Origin of the sequence: Pseudomonas sp. TMW22080 (assembly GCF_022496745.1) — a bacterium.
Taxonomy (GTDB): domain Bacteria; phylum Pseudomonadota; class Gammaproteobacteria; order Pseudomonadales; family Pseudomonadaceae; genus Aquipseudomonas; species Aquipseudomonas bubulae.
Map to the genome: position 1 here is coordinate 67,380 of NZ_SCFF01000002.1, position 22,245 is coordinate 89,624.

The 22,245-nt window shown below is 58.3% G+C and carries 23 protein-coding genes; 9 read left to right on the top strand and 14 right to left on the bottom strand.

What is annotated here, in order from left to right:
• The 5 genes from prfA (at position 1) to EQV96_RS06655 (ending at position 4,048) form a co-directional block, all read left to right on the top strand.
• Complete coding sequence (gene prfA, locus EQV96_RS06635; protein WP_095003173.1) at positions 1-1,083, top strand: peptide chain release factor 1; 1,083 nt, start codon at positions 1-3, stop codon at positions 1,081-1,083.
• Positions 1,084-1,914 carry a peptide chain release factor N(5)-glutamine methyltransferase gene (prmC, locus tag EQV96_RS06640; RefSeq protein ID WP_240881651.1) on the top strand — a complete coding sequence of 277 codons (831 nt, stop codon included), beginning with the start codon at positions 1,084-1,086 and terminating at the stop codon, positions 1,912-1,914.
• Entirely contained in the window at positions 1,908-2,663 is a 756-nt protein-coding gene (locus tag EQV96_RS06645; RefSeq protein ID WP_095031454.1) for a molybdopterin-synthase adenylyltransferase MoeB, read from the top strand. Before prmC ends, EQV96_RS06645 begins: the two co-directional genes overlap by 7 nt.
• Positions 2,656-3,447, top strand: a complete 792-nt coding sequence (gene murI, locus EQV96_RS06650; RefSeq protein ID WP_095018255.1) for a glutamate racemase — start codon at positions 2,656-2,658, stop codon at positions 3,445-3,447. Before EQV96_RS06645 ends, murI begins: the two co-directional genes overlap by 8 nt.
• 82 nt (positions 3,448-3,529) lie before the next feature.
• Positions 3,530-4,048, top strand: coding sequence for an acyloxyacyl hydrolase (locus tag EQV96_RS06655; RefSeq protein ID WP_240881653.1), 519 nt, complete (start codon positions 3,530-3,532; stop codon positions 4,046-4,048).
• 10 nt (positions 4,049-4,058) lie between these two features.
• On the opposite strand, the gene EQV96_RS06660 is transcribed toward EQV96_RS06655, so the two are convergent.
• The 10 genes from EQV96_RS06660 to EQV96_RS06705 form a co-directional block, all read right to left on the bottom strand.
• Positions 4,059-4,364: a YkgJ family cysteine cluster protein gene (locus EQV96_RS06660; protein ID WP_095001104.1), complete on the bottom strand. Its 306-nt coding sequence runs from the start codon at positions 4,362-4,364 to the stop codon at positions 4,059-4,061.
• A gap of 240 nt (positions 4,365-4,604) precedes the next feature.
• Positions 4,605-5,111 carry a DUF2878 domain-containing protein gene (locus EQV96_RS06665; RefSeq protein WP_095018254.1) on the bottom strand — a complete coding sequence of 169 codons (507 nt, stop codon included), beginning with the start codon at positions 5,109-5,111 and terminating at the stop codon, positions 4,605-4,607.
• Entirely contained in the window at positions 5,104-6,375 is a 1,272-nt protein-coding gene (locus EQV96_RS06670) for a cyclopropane-fatty-acyl-phospholipid synthase family protein (protein WP_240881654.1), read from the bottom strand. The genes EQV96_RS06665 and EQV96_RS06670 overlap by 8 nt, the downstream gene beginning before the upstream one ends.
• A complete protein-coding gene (locus tag EQV96_RS06675) occupies positions 6,362-7,162 on the bottom strand; it encodes a DUF1365 domain-containing protein (RefSeq protein WP_095020519.1) in 801 nt (266 codons plus the stop codon). Before EQV96_RS06675 ends, EQV96_RS06670 begins: the two co-directional genes overlap by 14 nt.
• A complete protein-coding gene (locus tag EQV96_RS06680; protein ID WP_095001108.1) occupies positions 7,159-8,406 on the bottom strand; it encodes an FAD-dependent oxidoreductase in 1,248 nt (415 codons plus the stop codon). The genes EQV96_RS06675 and EQV96_RS06680 overlap by 4 nt, the downstream gene beginning before the upstream one ends.
• Positions 8,403-9,173, bottom strand: a complete 771-nt coding sequence (locus EQV96_RS06685) for an SDR family NAD(P)-dependent oxidoreductase (RefSeq protein WP_095018251.1) — start codon at positions 9,171-9,173, stop codon at positions 8,403-8,405. The genes EQV96_RS06680 and EQV96_RS06685 overlap by 4 nt, the downstream gene beginning before the upstream one ends.
• Complete coding sequence (gene phrB / locus EQV96_RS06690; protein WP_095018250.1) at positions 9,166-10,611, bottom strand: deoxyribodipyrimidine photo-lyase; 1,446 nt, start codon at positions 10,609-10,611, stop codon at positions 9,166-9,168. Before phrB ends, EQV96_RS06685 begins: the two co-directional genes overlap by 8 nt.
• Positions 10,612-10,619: 8 nt before the next feature.
• On the bottom strand, positions 10,620-11,558 hold the full coding sequence (locus EQV96_RS06695) for a MerR family transcriptional regulator (RefSeq protein WP_095001111.1): 939 nt from the start codon (positions 11,556-11,558) through the stop codon (positions 10,620-10,622).
• A gap of 2 nt (positions 11,559-11,560) precedes the next feature.
• Complete coding sequence (locus tag EQV96_RS06700; RefSeq protein WP_095001112.1) at positions 11,561-12,529, bottom strand: DUF523 and DUF1722 domain-containing protein; 969 nt, start codon at positions 12,527-12,529, stop codon at positions 11,561-11,563.
• Between the two features lie 172 nt (positions 12,530-12,701).
• Positions 12,702-13,688, bottom strand: coding sequence for an FAD-dependent oxidoreductase (locus EQV96_RS06705; RefSeq protein WP_095001113.1), 987 nt, complete (start codon positions 13,686-13,688; stop codon positions 12,702-12,704).
• A gap of 192 nt (positions 13,689-13,880) precedes the next feature.
• Here EQV96_RS06705 and EQV96_RS06710 point away from each other — a divergent pair, with 192 nt between their 5' ends.
• Together EQV96_RS06710 and hemH are read left to right on the top strand one after the other, a co-directional pair.
• Positions 13,881-14,783: a TIGR01777 family oxidoreductase gene (locus EQV96_RS06710; protein WP_095001114.1), complete on the top strand. Its 903-nt coding sequence runs from the start codon at positions 13,881-13,883 to the stop codon at positions 14,781-14,783.
• A gap of 13 nt (positions 14,784-14,796) precedes the next feature.
• Positions 14,797-15,822, top strand: a complete 1,026-nt coding sequence (hemH, locus tag EQV96_RS06715; protein WP_095001115.1) for a ferrochelatase — start codon at positions 14,797-14,799, stop codon at positions 15,820-15,822.
• A gap of 106 nt (positions 15,823-15,928) precedes the next feature.
• Here hemH and EQV96_RS06720 read toward each other — a convergent pair whose 3' ends face one another.
• A complete protein-coding gene (locus EQV96_RS06720; protein ID WP_240881655.1) occupies positions 15,929-17,206 on the bottom strand; it encodes a uracil-xanthine permease family protein in 1,278 nt (425 codons plus the stop codon).
• A gap of 1 nt (position 17,207) precedes the next feature.
• Positions 17,208-17,846 (bottom strand): uracil phosphoribosyltransferase, encoded by a 639-nt coding sequence (gene upp, locus EQV96_RS06725; protein ID WP_095001117.1) that lies wholly within the window; start codon positions 17,844-17,846, stop codon positions 17,208-17,210.
• 164 nt (positions 17,847-18,010) lie between these two features.
• On the opposite strand from upp, the gene EQV96_RS06730 reads away from it, so the two are divergent.
• A complete protein-coding gene (locus EQV96_RS06730) occupies positions 18,011-18,568 on the top strand; it encodes a hypoxanthine-guanine phosphoribosyltransferase (protein ID WP_095018249.1) in 558 nt (185 codons plus the stop codon).
• Between the two features lie 64 nt (positions 18,569-18,632).
• Positions 18,633-19,574 (top strand): AEC family transporter, encoded by a 942-nt coding sequence (locus EQV96_RS06735; RefSeq protein ID WP_095023081.1) that lies wholly within the window; start codon positions 18,633-18,635, stop codon positions 19,572-19,574.
• Between the two features lie 2 nt (positions 19,575-19,576).
• Here the strand turns inward: EQV96_RS06735 and EQV96_RS06740 are convergent, their stop codons facing one another.
• Together EQV96_RS06740 and EQV96_RS06745 are read right to left on the bottom strand one after the other, a co-directional pair.
• The gene (locus EQV96_RS06740) at positions 19,577-21,049 is read right to left on the bottom strand and encodes a PhoPQ-activated protein PqaA family protein (protein ID WP_240881657.1); all 1,473 of its coding nucleotides are present in this window, start codon (positions 21,047-21,049) and stop codon (positions 19,577-19,579) included.
• A gap of 137 nt (positions 21,050-21,186) precedes the next feature.
• Positions 21,187-22,227, bottom strand: coding sequence for a calcium/sodium antiporter (locus tag EQV96_RS06745; RefSeq protein WP_169916777.1), 1,041 nt, complete (start codon positions 22,225-22,227; stop codon positions 21,187-21,189).
• Positions 22,228-22,245: the final 18 nt, after the last annotated feature.

Sequence of the window (22,245 nt, forward strand, 5' to 3'; positions counted from 1 at the left end):
ATGAAAGCGTCACTGCTTAATAAACTGGACATCCTCCAGGACCGTTTTGAAGAACTGACCGCATTGCTTGGCGATGGCGAAGTCATTTCCGATCAAACCAAATTCCGCGCCTATTCCAAGGAATACTCGGAAGTTGAACCCATTGTTGCCGCTTACGCGCAGTGGCTCAAAGTGCAGGCCGACCTTGAAGGCGCCCAGGCGTTGCTCAAGGACAACGACCCGGACATGCGCGAAATGGCGGTCGAGGAAGTTCGTGAAGCCAAAGAGCGATTGATCGAACTGGAAAAAGACCTGCAACGCATGCTGCTGCCCAAGGATCCGAATGACGGGCGCAACGTGTTTCTGGAAATTCGCGCCGGCACCGGTGGCGATGAAGCGGCGATTTTTGCCGGTGACCTGTTTCGCATGTACTCGCGCTACGCCGAGCGCCGTGGCTGGCGGGTTGAAATCCTGTCCGAAAGCATCGGCGAGCATGGTGGCTATAAAGAAGTCATTGCCCGTGTCGAAGGTGAGAATGTTTACGCCAAGCTGAAGTTCGAGTCCGGTGTACACCGCGTGCAGCGTGTACCTGCAACCGAATCCCAGGGTCGTATCCATACCTCGGCCTGTACCGTGGCGGTGCTGCCAGAGCCCGATGAGCAGGAAGCCATCGAGATCAACCCGGCCGATTTGCGTGTGGATACCTACCGTTCCTCCGGAGCCGGTGGCCAGCACGTCAACAAGACCGACTCGGCCATCCGCATTACTCACTTGCCCTCGGGCATTGTGGTGGAGTGTCAGGAAGAGCGTTCCCAGCATAAAAACCGGGCGCGGGCGATGTCCTGGCTCTCGGCCAAATTGAATGACCAGCAAACCAGCGCCGCGGCCAATGCCATTGCCAGCGAGCGCAAGTCGCTGGTGGGCTCGGGGGATCGTTCCGAGCGCATCCGCACTTACAATTTCGCGCAGGGGCGAGTGACTGACCATCGTGTCAACCTGACCCTGTATTCCCTGGATGACGTACTGGCTGGCGGCGTTGATGCCGTTATCGAGCCTTTATTGGCGGAGTTTCAGGCTGATCAACTGACAGCCCTGGGTGAATAAATGACTATTATTGCCAGCTTGTTGCGTGCTGCTGAACTGCCTGATTCACCTACGGCCCGTCTTGATGCGGAGCTGCTGCTGGCCGCTGCCCTGGGCAAGTCGCGCAGCTATCTGCACACATGGCCCGAAAAAATCGTCAGCAGCGAAGCCGCCTTGACCTTCGCCGAGTACTTGCTGCGCCGCCGTGCCGGTGAGCCGGTGGCCTATATTCTGGGGCAGCAGGGTTTCTGGAACCTTGATCTGGAAGTGGCGCCGCATACGCTGATTCCGCGCCCGGACACCGAGTTGCTGGTGGAAACCGCGCTGGCCCTGCTGCCCGCAACCCCGGCCAAAGTGCTGGACCTGGGCACTGGCAGCGGTGCAATCGCCCTGGCTTTGGCCAGTGAACGTGCCGCCTGGCACGTCACGGCAGTTGACCGCGTGCTTGAGGCCGTGGCTCTGGCCGAGCGCAATCGCCAGCGTTTGCAGCTCGACAACGTCAATGTGTTTACCAGCCATTGGTTCAGCGCGCTGGACGACCAGCGTTTTGACCTGATTATCAGCAACCCGCCCTATATTGCTGCCGGTGATATTCACCTGGCGCAAGGCGATGTGCGTTTCGAACCTGAAAGCGCTCTGGTTGCCGGTGCCGATGGCCTGGACGATATCCGCCAGATCATTACCGCTTCTGCGCAGCACTTGAATGCAGGTGGCTGGTTGATGCTGGAGCACGGTTACGATCAGGCTGCAGCTGTGCGCCAACTGTTGCAGGACGCAGGTTTTACCGAGGTTGAAAGCCGCACGGACCTGGGCGGCCACGAACGCATTACATTGGGCCGCCTGCCGTGCTGACCGACGAGGAGCTGTTGCGCTATAGCCGACAGATCCTGTTGCAACAGGTTGATATCGATGGCCAGCTGAAGCTGAAAAACAGCCGTGTGCTGATTGTCGGGCTGGGTGGGCTGGGCTCGCCCGTCGCGCTGTACCTGGCCGCCGCCGGTGTCGGCGAGCTGCATCTGGCTGACTTTGACAGCGTTGACCTGACCAATCTGCAGCGTCAGATCATTCATGACACTGCCAATGTTGGCGAGAGCAAGGTGGACTCGGCGTTGCGCCGACTGCGCCTGATCAATCCGCATCTCAAGCTGGTTGCCCACCGCTCGGTGCTGGATGCCGATTCGCTGGCCGACGCCGTTGCCGCGGTGGATCTGGTGCTCGACTGCTGCGACAACTTTGCCACCCGTGAAGCGGTGAACAAGGCCTGTGTTGCGGCGCGCAAGCCGTTGGTCAGTGGCGCGGCGATTCGCCTTGAGGGGCAGCTGTCGGTGTTTGACTCGCGCCAGAGTGCCAGCCCTTGCTATCACTGCCTGTACGGGCATGGCAGCGAAGAGGAGCTGACCTGCAGCGAAGCCGGCGTCATTGGCCCCCTGGTGGGGGTGATCGGCAGCTTGCAGGCCCTTGAAGCGCTCAAGGTGTTGGCCGGATTTGGTGAGCCACTGGTGGGCCGGCTGTTGCTGGTCGATGCCTCGAGCACGCGTTTTCGCGAATTGCGGGTCAAGCGCGACCCGGCCTGCAGCGTATGCGGTACTGGCCATGAGTGAGGCGCCGATTGGCGTTTTCGACTCCGGCGTCGGTGGCTTGTCGGTACTCAAGGAGATCCACGCGCTATTGCCCAACGAGTCGCTGCTTTATGTGGCGGACTGCGGGCATATCCCCTATGGCGAAAAAAGCCCCGAATTCATTCGTCAGCGCTGCGCGGTAATGGCTGAATTTTTCCAGCAGCAAGGCGCCAAGGCGCTGGTGCTGGCCTGTAATACTGCAACGGTGGCTGCGGTGGCGGATTTGCGTCAGCGTTACCCGACCTGGCCCATGGTCGGTATGGAGCCAGCGGTCAAACCGGCGGCAGCGGCCACCCGCAGTGGTGTGGTAGGCGTACTCGCCACGACCGGCACATTGCAGAGCGCCAAATTTGCCGCCTTGCTCGATCGTTTTGCCAGCGATGTGCGGGTTATCACTCAGCCATGCCCGGGCCTGGTGGAGCTGATCGAAACCGGCGACCTGCACAGCGATACCTTGCGAACTTTGTTGCGCGGTTATGTCGAACCGTTGCTGGCCGCGGGCTGTGACACCATTATTCTTGGCTGTACGCATTACCCCTTCCTCAAGCCTCTGCTAAGCCAGATGCTTCCTGGTTCGATTACCCTGATCGACACCGGTGCCGCCGTGGCGCGCCAGCTCAAGCGATTGTTGGCTGAGCGCGGCTTGCTGGCAGCTGGCCCGCCTGCTGAAACGCAGTTCTGGACCAGCGCTTCTCCTGAACACTTAGGAAATATCCTGCCTGTGTTGTGGAATAAATCTGGCGTTGTGCGAAGCTTCGGTCTGTAAAAAAACAGAACTTATGCTTCATGACACCTGCCTGATGAAGCGCATAACCACTGACATGGGCATATGAAAATAGGATTTTCTTATGAAGCGACTTTTTTGTTTGGCTGCGCTTGCAGCCGCTGCACTGGGGCAAAGTTTTACTGCACAGGCTGCCGGGCTTGAATTTGCGGTGGGGCACACCAGCGAATCGACCATGACCTACCGTCTGGGCTTGAAATCTGATTGGGACAAAAGCTGGCTACTAAGTGATGTGGGGCGTCTGACCGGCTATTGGGATGGGGCTTATACCTACTGGGAAGGTGACAAGTCATCCGCGAGTAATAGCCTGTCGTTCTCGCCCGTGCTGGTGTACGAATTTGCCGGTGGAAGCGTAAAGCCCTATCTCGAAGCCGGGATCGGGGTGGCGTTGTTCTCGCACACTGAAGTGGAGGGCAACCGTCTGGGAACAGCTTTCCAGTTTGAAGACCGTTTGGGGTTTGGCCTGCGCTTTGCCGGTGGTCATGAGGTCGGGATACGTGCGACCCACTATTCCAATGCCGGGATCTCCAGCACCAATGACGGCGTAGAAAGCTATGCGCTGCACTACACCATGCCGCTGTAGGGGCAGGTATTTAGCGATACGCCGTGGCAATGCCCTGGCGTTCATTGAGGCATTCGACTTCGCCCATTTCGAACTCGCGGCAAATCAGTGGTCGAAGCTCATAGATGGTGCACATCATGGTGTTGCGGTCCAAAGCCGCACACCAACCATCATCCAGGCGCAGCATCACTTCGCCGCCCCAGTCATCCTCTGCAATAAAACGCTCGGGCACACCGGTATCGGTGATCAGCATCACTTCCAGCTGGCAGCAGCATGCCGCGCACGTTGAACAGGTAACGGCGGGTTCGGTAATTTCGGTCAGGGGGATGTTGGTCATAGGCGTGCAGTGTAAGGCAGTGCTGGCATCAGGTGTGAATGTGCTGATGAACGCAGATGTATAACCCCCCGTAGATACTCTGTTGCCGGTCAACCCTCCCTGTGGGAGCGAGCCTGCTCGCGAACGACTTTCGCGAGCAGGCTCGCTCCCACAGTTAAAATTTCCTTCAGACCTTGCAGCTGCCGCAGCCGTCGTAAAGTCAGCCATTGCGGTTTGCCAGATGAAACTCGCTCTCAGGATTTACGCTTGCTGCGCAACCGGACGTAGCCTGTCGGCAATCGCTACAAGGACCGCAAACAACCCAGCCCACAACAGGCTCAACCCGGCCAGCGTCGGCCAAAGGCCCAGCGGGAATTGCACCGCGCCCAGACGTTGCCCGGCGTAATACGACAGCGGTCCACCGATGGCTCCCAGCAAAACAGCACGCCACCAGGGCTTGGCAGTCCACGCCAGGCAGTGGTTCAAGGTGATGGCCAGCAGGGCCCAAAGCAACATCAGCCAGAACGGAATCACTATGCCGGGCTGCTTGAAGGCGAAAACATCGGCATTGAGCAACAGGCTGTCCACCGTACTGCCGAGCACGCACACGACCACTACCAGGCGCACTTCTGCCAATGAGCGGCTGATAAACAGCAGATGCACCAGCAGGGCGCCCGCGGCCAGCAGCAACCACAGGCTGTTGCCTCCCAGTACACAGGCAAACCAGCCGAGCTGGAACAGCCCGGCATTTACCAGGTTTTTAAGCATTGAACCGGCCAAGCAATGGTTCGGTCATGGCCGCCGGCTTGGCCAGCAACAATTGTGCGGTGCCGATGCTGCGCTCGAGAAAGCCGCCCTCGCAGTAGCACAGGTAAAACTCCCACAGGCGCAGAAAGTATTCGTCGTAGCCCAATTCCGTTAAACGGCCGTGTGCGCGGCGAAAGTTCTCATGCCACAAGCGTAGGGTTTTGGCGTAGTGCAGGCCAAAATCTTCCATATGCATCAGATTCATATCGGTGTCCTTGCCGACAATTTCGAGCATTTTTTGCACGCTAGGCAGTGCACCACCGGGAAAGATGTAGCGCTGGATAAAGTCCACGCTACTTTTTGCCTGCTCGTAACGCTGCTCGCGAATGGTGATGGCTTGCAGCAGCATCAGGCCGTGGGGCTTGAGCAAGCGGGCGCATTGCTTGAAGTAACTGGGCAAGAAGTGATGGCCGACTGCTTCGATCATCTCGATCGACACCAGCTTGTCGTATTGCCCGGTCAGGTCGCGGTAATCCTCCAGCAGTAACGTTACTTGCTCTTGTAAGCCCAGCGCCTCGATGCGGGCTTGGGTGTAGTCGAATTGCTCTTTGGACAATGTAGTCGTCGTCACCTTGCAGCCGTAATGTTGCGCTGCATACAACGCCATGCTGCCCCAGCCGGTACCGATTTCCAGCAAATGGTCTGCGGGCTTGAGGTCGAGCTTCTGGCAGATGCGCTGCAGCTTGTTAAGCTGGGCTTGCTCCAGGGTGTCGTCAGCCGTTAAGAACTGCGCGGCGGAATACATCATGGTCGGGTCGAGGAATTGCTCGAACATGTCATTACCCAGGTCGTAATGCGCAGCAATGTTTTTTTGCGAGCCCTTGCGGGTGTTGCGATTGATCCAGTGCAAGCCGCGTATCAGCGGGCGACCCAGGCGGGCCAGGCCACCTTCCATGGCATCAAGCACGTCCATGTTGCTGACCAGTACGCGGATCACTTTGGTCAGGTCAGGTGAACTCCAGTAGCCATGAATAAAGGCTTCGCCGGCGCCAATCGAGCCGTTGCTGGCGATCATGCCCCAGACACTTGTATCGTGAATCTGCACCTCGCCGACCAGGCCCGCACCGCTGTCACCGAAGATCAGGCGTTCACCGTTTTCGGTGATCACCAGATGCCCGCTTTTCAATTGACTGAGCTGGCGCAGCACCCCGCGACGCAGTAGTGCGCTGGTCAGGTTATGGGTAGTCGACAGTGAGGTTTTGCTCACCAGGCTAGGGCTCTTCATGGCGTTGATCCTTGGGTTGCAGGGCGGCAATGCGAAAGGCGCCGTCGGCGGCCTGGTGGGAAAAAATCGGTGTGCGTTTAAGAAACAGGCGCAACGCTTGCCAGTAAATGGCCAGGCAGGTTTTGGCGGTCATCCACGGGAACTGCCGCAGATAGCGGTGCAGGCCCGGGCGGTCCAGGGGAGTGCGTTGCAGGTTGAGGGTGGCATCAAACAGTTTCAGATCACCTTGCCAGTCGGCCATATGCACCCCGAGCCGGGCCTGGGGCGGGCTGAAGCTCATGTGGTATTCCAGATCCCGTGGCAGAAAAGGTGATACGTGGAAGGCTTTGGCCACGGCAACGTGGGAAAAACCGTCTCCATTGGCGGGAAGCACATAGTGATAACGTTCGCGCCAAGGCGTATTGGTGACTTCACACAGGAGGGCGGCCAGTTTTCCGTCAGCTTCGTAACAATAGAAGAAGCTCACCGGGTTGAAGGACAGCCCCCAACTGCGGGCTTGTGTGAGCACGCATATCGGGCCTTGCGGCGTATAACCCAAAGCGCTGGAAACTTGCTGGCGTACCGCATCAATCAGGCGCATGCCGGTTGCGGTGAAGGTTTTCAGGTAATCGGTTTCACGAAACGAGAAGGGCGCAAAGCGACTTTTGCCTGCCAGTGGTGAAAGCCCCAGTACAGCGTCTTGCTCATCCAGATCCAGATACAACAGGCCGATCTGATAGCGAAAGGCATGGGGCTTTGGAGCAAAGCGCCGATGGCCGATCCAGCCGCTGTACAGGGCGCTGTTCATAATTGCTGACCAAAGGCCTGGGCCACGCGCAAGGCGCTGACCACGCCGTCTTCATGGAAGCCGTTGGCCCAATAAGCGCCACAAAAGTAGCTGTGCTGTGCGCCCAGCAGTTCTTGCCAGCGCGCTTGCGCGGCGACGGCGTCCAGGCTGTATTGCGGGTGGGCATAGGTGTAGCTGGCCAGCACTTTGAGCGGGTCAATTGCTGCGGTTTGGTTGAGACTGACGCAAAAAGTGGTCTCGCTCTGAATCCCTTGCAGGATGTTCATATCGTAGGTTACGGCTGCACGTTTTTGCCCTGCACCGCCCAGGCGATAATTCCAGCTAGCCCAAGCCAGCTTTCGGTCGGGTAGTAATCGGGTATCGGTGTGCAGCACGACCTCGTTGTCGGCGTATGGCATGGCTCCCAGAATCTGTTGTTCGGCAACCGAGGGCTTGGCCAGCAGCTTCAGGGCCTGGTCGCTGTGACAGGCAAAGATCACCTTGTCGAAAGATTCAGTACCACCAACGCTGTGCACCAGAACGCTTTCGGCATTGCGTTCAACCTGGATAACCGGGCAGTTGCGGCGAATCCTGTCGGCAAATCCTGCGCTCAAGGGTTTTAGGTAGCTACTGGAACCGCCTTCAATCACACGCCATTGCGGGCGATTGCTGACGCTGAGCAGGCCGTGATTCTTGAAAAAGCGCACAAAGAACTGCAATGGAAAGGCTTGCATCTCGACCAGGGACATCGACCAGATCGCAGCCCCCATCGGCACGATATAGTGTTCGATAAAGCGCGAGCCATAACCCCGCAGTCGCAAGTAGTCGCCCAACCGGGTGTTGCTGGCAATACGTTGTTCGTCCAGGTCGCGAATGGCCTCGCGATTGAAACGCAAAATATCGCGCAACATGCCCCAGAACCTGGGCGACAACAGGTTGCTGCGCTGGGCGAACAGGCTGTTGAGGGTATTGCCGTTGTATTCGAGGTTGCTGTCGGTGTCGTGGACTGAAAAACTCATTTCAGTGGCTTTGGAGCCAACACCCAATTGCTCCATCAATTTGATGAAATTAGGGTAAGTCCAATCGTTGAACACAATAAAGCCGGTGTCCACGGCATAGGTTTGGCCTTTGACGCTCACATTGACGGTATGGGTGTGCCCGCCGATCCAGTCGCTGGCCTCGAACACGCTGACATCATGTTCTTTATGCAGCAGGTAGCCGCAGGTAAGCCCTGAAATCCCGCTGCCAATGATCGCTATTTTCATGATGGCTTTCCGTCGGATGTACGTGCCAGACGCTTGCCTAACGCCACTTGCAGGCGCTTTGGCAGGTTTGCCAGCAGCCGCAAGGAGGCAATGAACAGCGTCGGGAAGGCGATCTCCAGCGGGCGTTTTTCCAGGCGCTGGCAAATATGCCGTGCCGCCTTGTGTGCAGGCCAGCGCATGGGCATCGGGAAGTCATTGTGTTCAGTGAGCGGGGTATCGACAAAGCCGGGGCTGACCAGGGTGACATCGATCTGTTCCTGGGCCAGATCGATGCGCAACGATTCGAGCAAGTAGCGCAGGCCGGCTTTTGACGCACCGTAGGCCCCGGCCCGTGGCAATGGCCATAAGGTGACCGAGCTGACCACTCCCACCAGATGCGGGCGCGAGCCTGCGCGCAGCAGTGGCAGTGCGCTTTCCAGGCAATAGCTGTTGGCCAGCAGGTTGGTGCGCACCACGCGCTCGACCAGTGCGGCGTCGAAGTGGCGGGCATCAACATACTCACAGGTGCCTGCATTGAGGATTACGGTGTCCAGCGCGCCCCAGGCCTGGATGATGCGCTTGCCAATTTCGCGTACCTGCAGGCTGTCGGTCAGGTCGCCGGGCACCAGCAAGACCTGTCCGGGGTAACGGTCGGACAAGGCTTTCAAAGGCGCCAGCGTGCGGGCTGTCAATGCCAGCCGGGCGCCACTACTGAGCAACTCTTCGGCCATTTGCGCACCAATGCCGCTGCTGGCGCCCGTGAGCCAGATCCGCCGCCGATCAGCCATGGCTGGCCTCCAGCATTTGCCGGGAGGGCAGATTTTTGAAGGCGCTCAAGGCGCGGTCGCGGCTTTGGCTCAAGTTGACGATGGGCGCCGGGTAATTCGCCACGCCAAACAGCCCGCCCACCGACGCGGGGTTGTGCACCTGTTTTTTGTTCAGCTCGGCCAGTTCGGGCAGCCAGTGCTTGATAAATTTACCCTCGGGGTCGAAGCGTTCGGACTGGGTGATCGGGTTGAAAATACGGAAATACGGCACCGAGTCGGTTCCCGTGGATGAACTCCACTGCCAGCCGCCATTGTTGGCGGCCAGATCACCGTCGATCAGATGCTGCATAAAAAAGCGCTCGCCCTCGCGCCAGTCGATCAGCAGATTTTTGGTCAGGAACATAGCCACTACCATGCGCAGGCGGTTGTGCATCCAGCCGGTTTCCAGCAGTTGCCTGATGGCCGCGTCGATAATCGGGAAGCCAGTGCGGCCCTGTTTCCAGGCGGCCAGTTCATCCGGCGCGTGGCGCCAGGGCAGGTATTCGGTTTCCGGACGAAAGGCGCGGTGACGTGAGACCCTTGGGTAGCCCACCAGGATATGTTTGTAGAACTCGCGCCACAGCAGCTCGGTGATCCAGGTAAAGACCCCCGGGCTGCCGCTTTCAAACTCGCCGTTGTTGCTTTGCAATGCGGCGTGCAGGCATTGGCGGGGTGAGATCACGCCTGCCGCGAGGTAGGCCGACAGCTGGCTGGTACCGGGTTTGGCGGGCAGGTCGCGTTCGTCCTGATAGTAGTGGATCTGCTCATCGGCAAACTGTGCCAGGCGTTGGCGAGCCTGATCCTCGCCTGCTGGCCACAATGCGCGCAGCGAATCGCTGGGTACGGCGAAACCGCTGACAGACTTGGGTATGACGTCGCTCTGGATATTCAGCGGTGATTGTTTTTCAGGCCTGGCAACCAGCTTGGGCAAGGCCATGTGCAGGCGGTTGTAGCAGATGCGGCGAAACTGGCTGAAGACCTGAAAGTACGAGCCCGACTGCGTGAGGATGCTGCCCGGCTGGAACAACAGTTGGTCGAGGTAACCGTGAAACTCGATGCCCTGGGCTTCAAGGGCCCGGGCAACTGCCTGGTCGCGGCGGGTTTCATGGATGCCATATTCCTGGTTGGTGTGTACCGCCTCAACTCCGTGCTGCTGGCACAGCTCAAGGAGCACCGCAGGCGCCTGGTCCCAGCTGGGCGCAGTACGAATAAGCAAAGGAATATTGAGCTGTTGCAGGCTGTTGCTCAGCGTGCGCAGATTGCGCAGCCAGAAGTCTACCTTGCTTGGCGCATCGTCATGGGCCAGCCATTGCTCGGGGCTGATCAGGTATACGGCCAGGGTGGGGCCGCGTTTGGCAGCGGCGCTCAGGGCGGTGTTGTCGTCGTGGCGCAAGTCGGTGCGCAGCCAGATCAGTTGCATATCATTTCCTAGCGATAAAGGCCGAGTTGGCTGAGGCGTTGATGGGCCTCTACCGGGTTGTGGGCCAGATACAATCCTGCGATCTCGGTTGTACTTACGGACAACTGGTCGAAGTGGATGCATACCGTCGGTCCGGCGATCAGGATCGGGCAGTCGATACCCTGCAGCAGTCGGGGCAGTTGATGGGTATTGAGGGTTTTGCTGGAATACAGCACCACGGCGCGGGGCTTCAAATGCTCGACAGCCAGGCCCAGTTCGCCGCCGGGCACAGGTGCGTCGAAGACTTCTACCGGGCAGTGGCTGCTGCTGACCAGCAAGGCGGTCAGCCACAGTTGCGGCTCGAAGGGCAGGTCGGAATGATTGATCAGCAGTACCGGCGCGCCCTTGAGCGAACGGTTGTTGTGATAAATCCGTGCCCCCAGCTTGCTGCGCAGCCAGGAGTGGAAAAACACCCGCTCCAATTGCGCACCGAACTGCCCTTGCCAGCGTTGTTCCAGCTCGCTCAAAAGAGGCAGCAGCAGTTGTTCACAGAGCGGGCGGGCGGGGTAGAGCGACATTGCCTGGTTAAAGCAGTCGTCGAGGCGGCGTTCGGCCAGCTCACTGATGGCTTCAATCATGGTTTGCCGCCACGCCTGCCAGTCGCTGTCAGGTGCCGGGGCGAGAGTCGGCGGCGCGTTGAGTAGCGGCTTGATCTGGCTGACCGACACGCCACGGTTGAGCCACAACAAAATCTGCTGGATGCGCTGGATATGCTCGGTCGAGAACAGGCGATGGCCCTTGGCCGTGCGGTGCGGCACGATCAAGCCGTAGCGGCGTTCCCAGGCACGCAGGGTCACGGCATTCACACCGGTGATGCGCGACACTTCGCGGATGGGCAACCAGCCTTCGGCCAGTGCCTGGCTGTAGTCCGTACCAGGGGTGTTGGACATGATCAGGTCATCATTCATGGTCAGATGGCATTACGCAGGCTGAGGTCTTCCGGGTGCGGCTGCAGGTAAACCTGGCGCGAGATGTACGGGTGGGGGTGCAGGCGAAAGTGATGCTTGAGCAGGGTCAGCGGGACCACCAGTGGCACGATGCCGTGCAGGTACTGGCCAATCAGTTGCTGGACTTCCTGCTTGTCTTCGGCGCTGATGGCTTGCTTGAGGTAGCCGCTGATATGTTGCAGCACATTGGTGTGGGTGCGGCGGGTGGCGCATTTTTTCAGGGCTTTCATCAGTTCGCTGAAGTACTGCGGTGCGATGCCCATAGGGTCTTGCTTGCCAAGGCTGCCGAGCAGGTTGCCGAGGGTTTTGTACTGCACCGGATGATGGGCCATCAGCAGATATTTGTAGCGGGCATGAAACTCGGTCAGTGAGCGGCGGGTAACGCCCTGTTTGAGCAGTGCCTGCCAGGCGCTGTAGGCGTACACCCGGGTCATGAAGTTTTCCCGCAGCACCGGGTCGTTCAAACGGCCGTCTTCTTCCACGGGTAAATCGGGTTGAGCGTCACAGAATGCCCGGGCGTAGATGCCGCGCCCGCTCAGTTCGGCAGGGCGTCCGCCGTCCTGATACACCTTGACCCGCTCCAGGCCACAGGACGGTGACTTCTGCATGAAGATGTAGCCGCAGATATCGGTGTGCGCCGCGGCCATTTCCACGCCGTAGTCGTGCAGGGGCCGGGTCACGTCCAGCGTGCTGTCGACCGTGCCGACAGCCTGGGGTTGTAAGGGGTTGCCCACCAATCGCACCGGCTGGCGCGGAATACCCAGACCGATGGCGACCTCGGGGCAAAGCGGGACAAATTCGAAGTGTTGGGTCAGGGCCTGGCTGCACAGGCGTGACTCTTTATGCCCGCCGTTGAACCGCACTTCAGCCCCCAACAAGCAGGCGCTGATGGCTATTTTGGGTTTGTGCCGGGCAGATGCGGGGCTGGGCATGTGACGAACCTCCAAGAATTACTTGTACATCTTTTTGGTGATGTACAACTTGAGTTCATCATATGCCAGATGTTGTACAAGTCAAATTTCTTGTACAGGTATTTGAAGGGTTGTTAATCCCGCGTAGCAGCTGCTCGTTCCTGCGGCAGCTGCTGCGGCACGTGTTGTGGCTTCAATCCAGATGCTCGATCAGCCGTCGCGCTGCTTCCTGGCCGCTGAGCCAGGCGCCTTCCACGCGACCTGACAAGCACCAGTCACCACAGGCATACAGGCCCAGATCGGAGTCGGCCAGCGCGCCCCATTCATGCGCCGCAGCAGGGCGGGCGTAGAGCCAGCGGTGGGCCAGGCTGAAAATCGGTGCGGGAGTAGGGAAGTGCATCAACTCGGCAAATGCGCCGTGCAGATGTTCGATCACTGACTCTTTGGGCAGGTCGAGGTTCTGTTTGCTCCAGGCACTGGTGGCGTGCAGGACCCAGGTGTCAGGCTGGCTGTCGCGCCCGGGTTTGCTGCGGTTACGGGCCAGCCAGTCCAGCGGGCTGCCTTGCACGAAGCAGCCTTCCATGGGCGTGTCGAGGGGGGATTCGAACGCCAGTGCCACGGCCCAGGCCGGTTCCATTTTCACACCGGCAGCAGCGCTTGCGAGCTTGGGTGCGCTGGCCAGCAGGGACGTGGCTTGTGGTGCCGGAGTGGCGATGATGACGTGGCTGAACGGGCCGTGTTCCTCACCTTCGGCATCCAGCAAGTGCCAGCGTTTTTCGCCGCGTATAAGGTCGGTGATCTGGCAGGAGAAACTCACGGGCAAATGGCCCAGCAGGCCTCGGGTAATGGCGCTCATGCGCGGCGTGCCCACCCAGCGGGTTTGCTCGTCGGGTGAGGGGCTTAACAGGCCATTTTTATAGTGGTACAGGTGCGGTTCCCACTCGGCGGCCCAGCCTTCGGCTTGCCATTGCTGGACTTCATCGACAAAACGGCGGTCGCGTGCGGTGAAATACTGAGCCCCCAGGTCCAGTACCCCGACATCACTGCGCTTGCTCGACATGCGTCCACCGCTGCCCCGGCTTTTATCGAACAATTGAATTGCATGCCCCGCCTTGTGCAGGGCATTTGCGGCTGACAGCCCGGCTATGCCGGCACCGATAATTGCGATGGGTACAGTCATTGTGGCCCCCGATCTCTGTTTGCACAGACTACGCCGTCGGCAATACCTGTACAATTATGTTTTTTAGTATAGGTTTTAGTGTTTGCTTCAGATCCATGTGGCCTATTCTTAAATCAGCTCAACGACCGATAAAAGGTCTTTATATAAAAATAGACCAGTGCTCCCGATAAAACTCCTTGTGAGGATCAACTCATGCACATTTTGCTGACCGGCGGTACAGGCTTGATAGGGCGTCAGCTCTGTCGTCACTGGCTGGCGCAAGGCCATCGCCTCAGTGTGTGGAGCCGGCGCCCCGAACAGGTGGCTCAATTATGCGGTGCCCAGGTCAAAGGGATTGCCCTGCTTGAAGAGCTTGGTGAGGAGCCGATTGATGCGGTGATCAACCTGGCCGGCGCGCCGATTGCCGATCGGCCCTGGACCCGCAAGCGCAAGGCTTTGTTGTGGAGCAGCCGCATCACCTTGACCGAGACCCTTGTGGGTTGGTTGCAAAGTCGTGCGCAAAAGCCTTCAGTGCTGGTATCGGGTTCGGCGGTGGGCTGGTATGGCGACGGTGGTGAGCGCGAGCTGACAGAAGAGTCGCCGACGGTGAGTGAGGATTTCGCCAGCCACTTGTGTATCGCCTGGGAAGAGACCGCTCAGCGGGCACAGGTTTTGGGGGTGCGCGTGGTCCTGGTGCGCACGGGGCTGGTGCTGGCGGCCGAAGGCGGCTTTTTGTCGCGCCTGTTGTTGCCGTTCAAGCTGGCGCTGGGCGGGCCGATAGGCAATGGTCGGCAATGGATGCCGTGGATTCATATCAATGACCAAATCGCCCTGATTGATTTTCTTGTGCATGAGAATGCCGCAAGCGGTCCTTATAATGCCTGCGCGCCGCATCCGGTACGCAATGGCGAATTTGCTCAGGTGCTGGGTCGCGTGTTGCACCGCCCGGCCTTTATGCCCATGCCTGCCTTTGTGTTACGTGTGCTGCTCGGCGAGATGGCCGGTTTGTTGCTGGGTGGCCAGCGGGCTCAACCGGCAAAACTGCTGGCAGCGGGTTTTACTTTTCAGTTCACCGATTTGCGTGCGGCGCTCGAAGATGTCGCCGCCCGCCCCTGAAATAGGAAGTTGCATGACCGATCACGCGCTGTTGCTGGTTAACCTGGGTTCGCCGGCGTCTACTTCGGTAGCGGATGTACGCAGCTACTTGAATCAGTTTTTAATGGACCCGTACGTCATCGATCTGCCGTGGCCGGTGCGACGCTTGCTGGTGTCGCTGATTCTGATCAAGCGGCCCGAGCAATCGGCCCATGCCTATGCCTCGATCTGGTGGAAGGAAGGTTCGCCGCTGGTGGAACTGAGCCGCCGTTTGCAACAGGCCATGACCAAAGAGTGGAGCCAGGGCCCGGTCGAGCTGGCAATGCGTTACGGCGAGCCATCGATTGAAACCGTGTTGACCCGTATTGCTGCGCAGGGCATCAAAAAGGTCACTCTGGCGCCGCTTTACCCGCAGTTCGCCGACAGCACCGTGACCACGGTGATTGAAGAGGCCAAGCGGGTGGTAAAGGCCAAAAAGCTGCCTGTCCAGTTCTCCATCCTGCAACCGTTCTATGATCAGCCCGAATACCTCGATGCTCTCGTGGCAAGTGCCCAACCGCATCTGGAGCAGGATTACGATCACTTGCTGCTGAGCTTTCACGGCTTGCCCGAGCGGCATTTACACAAGCTGGATCCGACCGGCAACCACTGCTTCAAAAATGATGACTGCTGCAAGAATGCATCGCCTGCGGTACTTGCCACCTGTTATCGGGCGCAGTGTCTGCGCACCGCACAGGCCTTTGCCGAGCGCATGGGCTTGCCTGAAGGGAAGTGGTCGGTGGCGTTCCAGTCCCGTCTGGGCCGGGCCAAGTGGATTGAACCCTACACTGAGGCGCGTCTGGATGCGTTGGCCAAGCAAGGGGTAAAGAAGATTCTGGTGATGTGCCCGGCGTTTGTGGCCGATTGCATTGAAACCCTGGAAGAGATTGGCGATCGCGGACGAGAGCAGTTTATCGAGGCGGGGGGCGAGGAGTTGGTGCTGGTGCCGTGTCTCAATGACCACCCGCAGTGGGCGCAGGCGTTGAACACGTTGTGTGAGAGGGCGCCGCTGGCCCTGTAGAAAACCCCTGTGGGAGCGGGCTTGCTCGCGATGCAGTCAACGCGGTCTATCTGTTGGATAGAGGTGATGCCATCGCGAGCAAGCCCGCTCCCACAAGGATTACAGGTCAGATGACGGGGCCGTCACCTTTTTTCTTGTGCTTCCAGCTGTCATTGCCCGGCAGGATCAGGTTCAGCGCAATCGCCACAACGGCGCACAGCGCGATGCCTTTGAGACCGAAGTCCTCAGGCCCCATCCCCGTACCGATCAGTACGCCGCCAATCCCGAATACCAGGGTCACCGAGACGATTACCAGGTTGCGTGCTTCGCTCAGGTCGACTTGATGGCGGATCAGGGTGTTCATGCCCACCGCCGCAATCGAACCGAACAGCAGGCACAGAATCCCGCCCATCACCGGCACTGGAATGCTTTGCAGCAGTGCGCCGAACTTGCCGATAAATGCCAGGCTGATGGCGAAGATCGCCGCCCAGGTCATGATTTTCGGGTTGTAGTTCTTGGTCAGCATCACCGCGCCTGTCACTTCGGCGTACGTGGTGTTGGGTGGGCCACCCAGCAAGCCGGCTGCAGTGGTGGCAATGCCGTCACCGAACAGTGTGCGGTGCAGGCCCGGTTTTTTCAGGTAGTCGCGACCGGTTACGCTGCCTACGGCAATGACACCGCCGATATGTTCAATGGCCGGGGCAAGTGCCACGGGGACGATAAACAGAATCGCCTGCCAGTTGAACTCGGGCGCGGTGAAGTGCGGTAGCGCAAACCAGGGGGCGGCGGCGATCTTGGCGGTGTCGACAACACCGAAGTAGAACGCCATGCCAAAACCTACCAGCACGCCGGCAATGATCGGCACCAGACGGAAAATCCCTTTGCCGAATACGGCCACGATCAAGGTGGTCAGCAGTGCTGGCATCGAGATCAGCATTGCCGTCTGATAGTGAATCAGCTCGGTGCCATCTTCAGCGCGACCCATGGCCATGTGTGCAGCAATGGGTGCCATCGCGAGGCCGATCGAGATAATCACCGGGCCAATCACCACAGGTGGCAGCAGGCGGTCAATAAAACCGGTGCCCTTGAGCTTTACCGCGAAACCGAGAAAGGTGTACACGAAACCGGCTGCCATCACGCCGCCCATGGTCGCGGCCAGGCCGAACTGACCCTTGGCGAGAATGATCGGAGTAATGAAAGCGAAACTCGAAGCCAGAAAGACCGGCACCTGGCGCCGGGTCACGATCTGGAACAGCAGAGTCCCGAGACCCGCCGTGAACAGCGCAACGTTAGGGTCCAGGCCTGTAATCAAAGGCATCAACACCAACGCGCCAAAGGCCACGAAGAGCATCTGCGCGCCAGATATGATCTGGCGCCAGAGCGGGTCGTTGAACTCGTCCTGCATGTTAAATGTCCTTTTGCTTGGTGCCGAAGATCTTGTCGCCGGCATCACCCAAGCCCGGAATGATGTAGCCGTGCTCGTTCAAACGCTCATCAATGGAGGCGGTGTAGATGGTTACGTCCGGGTGAGCGGCTTCAACAGCTGCAATCCCTTCAGGCGCAGCAACCAGCACCATGGCGCGGATTTCCTTGCAGCCTGCTTTTTTCAGCAGATCAATGGTGGCAACCATCGAGGAACCGGTGGCCAGCATCGGGTCGATAATCATCGCCAGACGCTCGTTGATTTCCGGTACCAGTTTTTCCAGGTAAGTGTGGGCCTGGAGGGTTTCTTCATTGCGGGCAATGCCGACAGCACTGACCTTGGCGCCCGGGATCAGGCTAAGGACGCCTTCAAGCATGCCGATACCTGCACGCAGGATCGGGACGACGGTAATTTTCTTACCGGCGATTTTTTCAACTTGAACAGTGCCACACCAGCCGTCGATATCGTAGGTTTCGAGGGTCAGGTCACTGGTGGCTTCATAGGTCAGCAACGCGCCGACTTCCTGAGCGAGCTCGCGGAAATTCTTCGTGCTAATGTCAGCACGACGCATCAGGCCGAGTTTGTGACGGATTAGCGGATGGCGTATCTCACGGATAGGCATAGGGAAAAACTCCGGGGGCAGGCAAAAAAACCGGCCTAGATTAATCTAATCCGGGGTGATGTCCTACAGACATTACTGCACGTTAGTCCATAAATGCTTGATCTGAGCCAAGCGGATGCGTACCTTTGCCCGCTTTTCTTGCACAACACCCCCTGGAGAGCGTCATGTCTGCTGATCTCGAGCATATCCGTCAAATCATGCGAGAGGCTGACTGCCTGTACACCGAAGCTGAAGTCGAGGCAGCCATTGCCCGCGTTGGCGCGCAAATCACGGCTGAAATGGCCGAGACCAATCCAGTGGTATTTTGTGTGATGAACGGCGGCCTGATTTTTTCCGGCAAGCTGCTTACCCATCTGCAATTTCCGCTTGAAGCGTCGTATTTGCATGCGACACGCTATCGCAATGAAACCACGGGTGGTGACCTGTTCTGGAAAGCCAAGCCTGAAGTCTCGTTTATAGACCGTCATGTACTGATCATCGATGACATCCTCGATGAAGGTCACACCCTGAGCGCGATCGTTGATTTCTGCAAACACGCCGGTGCCCGTCAGGTGCATACCGCGGTATTGATCGACAAGGAACATGACCGCAAGGCGCGTCCTGACCTGAAGGCCGACTACACGGGCTTGCCTTGCATTGACCGTTACGTGTTTGGCTATGGTATGGACTACAAAGGCTACTGGCGTAATGCTGCCGGCATTTATGCCGTCAAAGGTATGTAATAAAGGTCGTTGAAGCTGACCTCTGGAAGGCTTCAACCTGTCCTGTCTTCACGAGAGCGCCGACATGCTGGCTATATTCCTTCAGACGCTCTCCATTACGGCTCCCGTGTTTGCCATGCTGTTTTTAGGCGTGGTGCTCAAGCGTGTGGGCTGGATCAATGACAACTTTATCCATACGGCGTCGGCATTGGTGTTTAACGTCACCATGCCGGCGTTGTTGTTTTTGGGTATTTTGCACGCTGACCTCAGGGCTGCCTTGCAGCCCAAGGTGCTGGCGTATTTTGTCGCGGCGACCCTGCTCAGCTTTGCCCTGGCGTGGGGCTGGTCAATCTGGCGCTGCCCGCGGGAAGATCGCGGCATCTACACCCAGGGCGCTTTTCGCGGTAATAACGGGGTTATCGGCCTGGCTCTGGCGGCCAGCATGTACGGCGACTACGGGATTTCACTGGGGGCAGTGCTCGCCGGCCTGGTGATCCTGCTCTACAACACCCTGTCGACCATCGTATTGGCGGTTTACAGCCCGGTCATCAAGTCCGATCCGTGGAGTATCTGCAAAAGTGTGGTCAAGAACCCGCTGATCATCAGTGTTCTGGCTGCAGTGCCCTTTGCGCTGTTCAAGATCAGCTTGCCTGGCTGGTTGCAGGCATCGGGTGAGTATCTGGCGGCGATGACCTTGCCGCTGGCGCTGATTTGCATCGGTGGCACGCTGTCATTGGCGAGCCTGCGCAAAAGTGGCGACATGGCGCTGAGCGCCAGCCTGGTGAAAATGGTCAGCATGCCGCTGCTGGCAACCCTCGGCGCCTGGATCTGCGGTTTTCGCGGGCCGGAACTGGGGATTTTGTTCCTGTACTTCGCCAGCCCTACGGCGGCTGCCAGTTATGTCATGGCGCGGGCAGCCAATGGTAATCACGAGCTGGCAGCAGCGATTATCGTGATCACCACCTTGATGGCGGCTATCACCACCAATATCGGGATTTTTGTGTTGCAGTGGGGCGGCTGGATTTAATCTCAGGCTGGATCGTTCAGGTTTCTGCATGCAGGCCCGATTTGTTTGGGTGTCCAGGTCGGATAGGTGTGCGGCAAAACCAGTACAGGCGTACTGATGACCAGGCCGTCGGCCATCGTGGCCTCTATGTAGTTGGCGCTCCAGCCCTCTTCGGGTGAGTTCAACTCAACGGTAAGCGTGTTGTTTTCGGTCATGACAATCGGGGTGGCTTCGTACCTGATACCGCAGGCCAGTCGGAAATCACGATCATTGAGATTGAACGCGCGCCATTGAACCAGTTTGGTGGGGCGTTCAGAAAACCCAAGTTGCATTTTTGAACTTGCCGATTCGGTTTTTTCGATGGTTGTTAGGGTCGGTAATGGACGTTTCTGTTGCAGTCGGTTGGTAAAAGCAATCAACGAACTCTCGATAAATGCCTTTATCCCGTAATGGTTTGCGTTGGGTGCGACACGGAGCATTTTTGTTCCAGGCAACGCGTCAAAATAAAACCGTGCGTTGTCCGGGAGAAAAAAGTCATCGCTGCTGGCATTCACGATGTACTTGGGGATTGTCATCCTGTCGGTTGATGATTTGACATAGAGCAGAGGGTCTTCTATCTGCATCAGTTTGTCGAAATCAGCCGTTTCTAACTGTTGCGTAATGCCTTCGTGGTGATAGGCATTGAAAGCAATCGGCCAGCTTTTACCATAAGCACCATAGGTGTGTTTCAGAACCGCTTTGGTGTTGAGAATATCGATAACAAAGGGGGCTATTGCGCTCACCCGCGAGTCTGTCAGCGCCGTCATCCATACCGCCCACCCCCGTTTGGACGCGCCGCTGGCAATAAAACGATCTATTTGCCATGGCTTGAGCTCCTGTTGGGCAAGGTCCATGGCTTTGACCAGTGTGAGCATCATGGGAATGTGCAGCGAAAGAAATGGCCGGGTCTCAGGGCTTTTTAGAAACAGAGACCAGCTATGGGCCACGCTGTCATCTTCGCGACGCGCCAGGTCATCATCGGCATAGGTCAGGTACTGATTCGGGATATTGCTGACAGAGACCACAATGGTTTGCGTTTGCCGGGCAATGCCGAGTGCCATTTCTTCGGTAAAGTCTGTTGAAGGTTGCAGGGGTTTGTCGGTTGCAGGGATATTGATCCCGTTATTGGCGATCAATAGTGCCTGGCTATTCAATGCAGCTTGCGGAATATAGATATCGACAGTGTGAACCCAGTCGGTCGGGCGAGCGAAGTCATGCCCTGTCCAGCGCTGGGACTGAAGCTCGAAGCGACGTCTTTCCACCCCGGGAAACAATGTTGAGCCGATGAACTTGTGCGTCAGCGCCTGATCAGCTTGAGCCTGTTTGTAGCAGCCCAATACTTTACTGAAATCTTGACCGTTGTTGATGAAGCAGGTCATCGCGGCATCCGATGCGTAACTGCAACCGCTTGTCAGCAGGGTGAGGGCGAGTAAAACGAGGGAGCGAAGTGAGTTCATGGCAGGCCCGTAAATACCAGAGGCGCATGTATCGCGCGGCATCTTCCATGTTTACGGGAGTTATCTAAATACTTCAGCAGGATGTACCTGTCTTTGTTGTAAGTTTTGTTCCTGCATTAAGTGGTAGTTTCCACGCCTCAATGTTGTCGGCGCCATGCACGCAAAGTGCTGAACAGCAGAAACAGCAACAAAGCCGGCAGAATGTAAAACAGCATCAGATGCTCGAGCTTGCCTGCCAGCGGCATGCCGGTGGTGAATGACACTACGTGCAGGCCATACGCCAGATACAAGCCGAGAAACAGCAAGCCTTCCGCCCGTGTCACCCGATAGCCGCTATAGAACACCGGCAGGCACAGCGCTGCGACGCCCAGCATTACCGGCAGGTCGAAGGCCAGTGCATTGGGCGACACCGACAGTGGCGCGGGCGCCAGCAGGGCGGTGAGCCCCAATACGCCCAGCAGGTTAAACACGTTGCTGCCAATGACGTTGCCCACCGCAATTTCACGCTGGCCGCGAAATGCAGCAATCAGGGAAGTGGCCAGCTCGGGCAGTGAGGTACTCACGGCGATGATGGTCAGGCCGATGATGCGTTCGGACAGGCCCAGCTCTGACGCCACCTCGACGGCAGCGCCCAGCAGCAGGTGGCCGGCAAAGCCGAGGAGGAGCAAGGCGCAGCCCATCTGCGTGAGTGTGCGTAGCCATGAAGCGTGAGGGGTGTCGCGGCCGGGGTGGTGGTGACCGCTGTGGCGGGATTGGTGCAGCAGCAAGAACAGGTACACCAGCAAGCCGACCAGCAACAGTGCGCCGTCCAGGCGGTCGAGTTGATGGTTCAGGGCCAGTGCAAACACCATGATGCTGGCGAGAATCATCAACGGGATGTCCAGGCGCACCAGCTGTCGCGACACCCGCAGTGGAATAATCAGCGCCGAAAGCCCGAGGGTGACGAGGATGTTAAAAATATTGCTGCCAATGACACTGCCCACGGCAATGTCCGCGGTGTCATTGAGCGCGGCCTGCAGGCTGACCGTCATCTGGGGTGCGCTGCTGCCCATTGCTACCACGGTCAAGCCGACCAGAAGTGGCCGTACCTTCAATTTGCTCGCAATGTGCTCTGCGCAGCGCACCAACAGCTGCGCACCTGCAATCAACAGCACCAGGCCGCCGAACAGTTGCAGCACGCTCCACGCAGATAATGC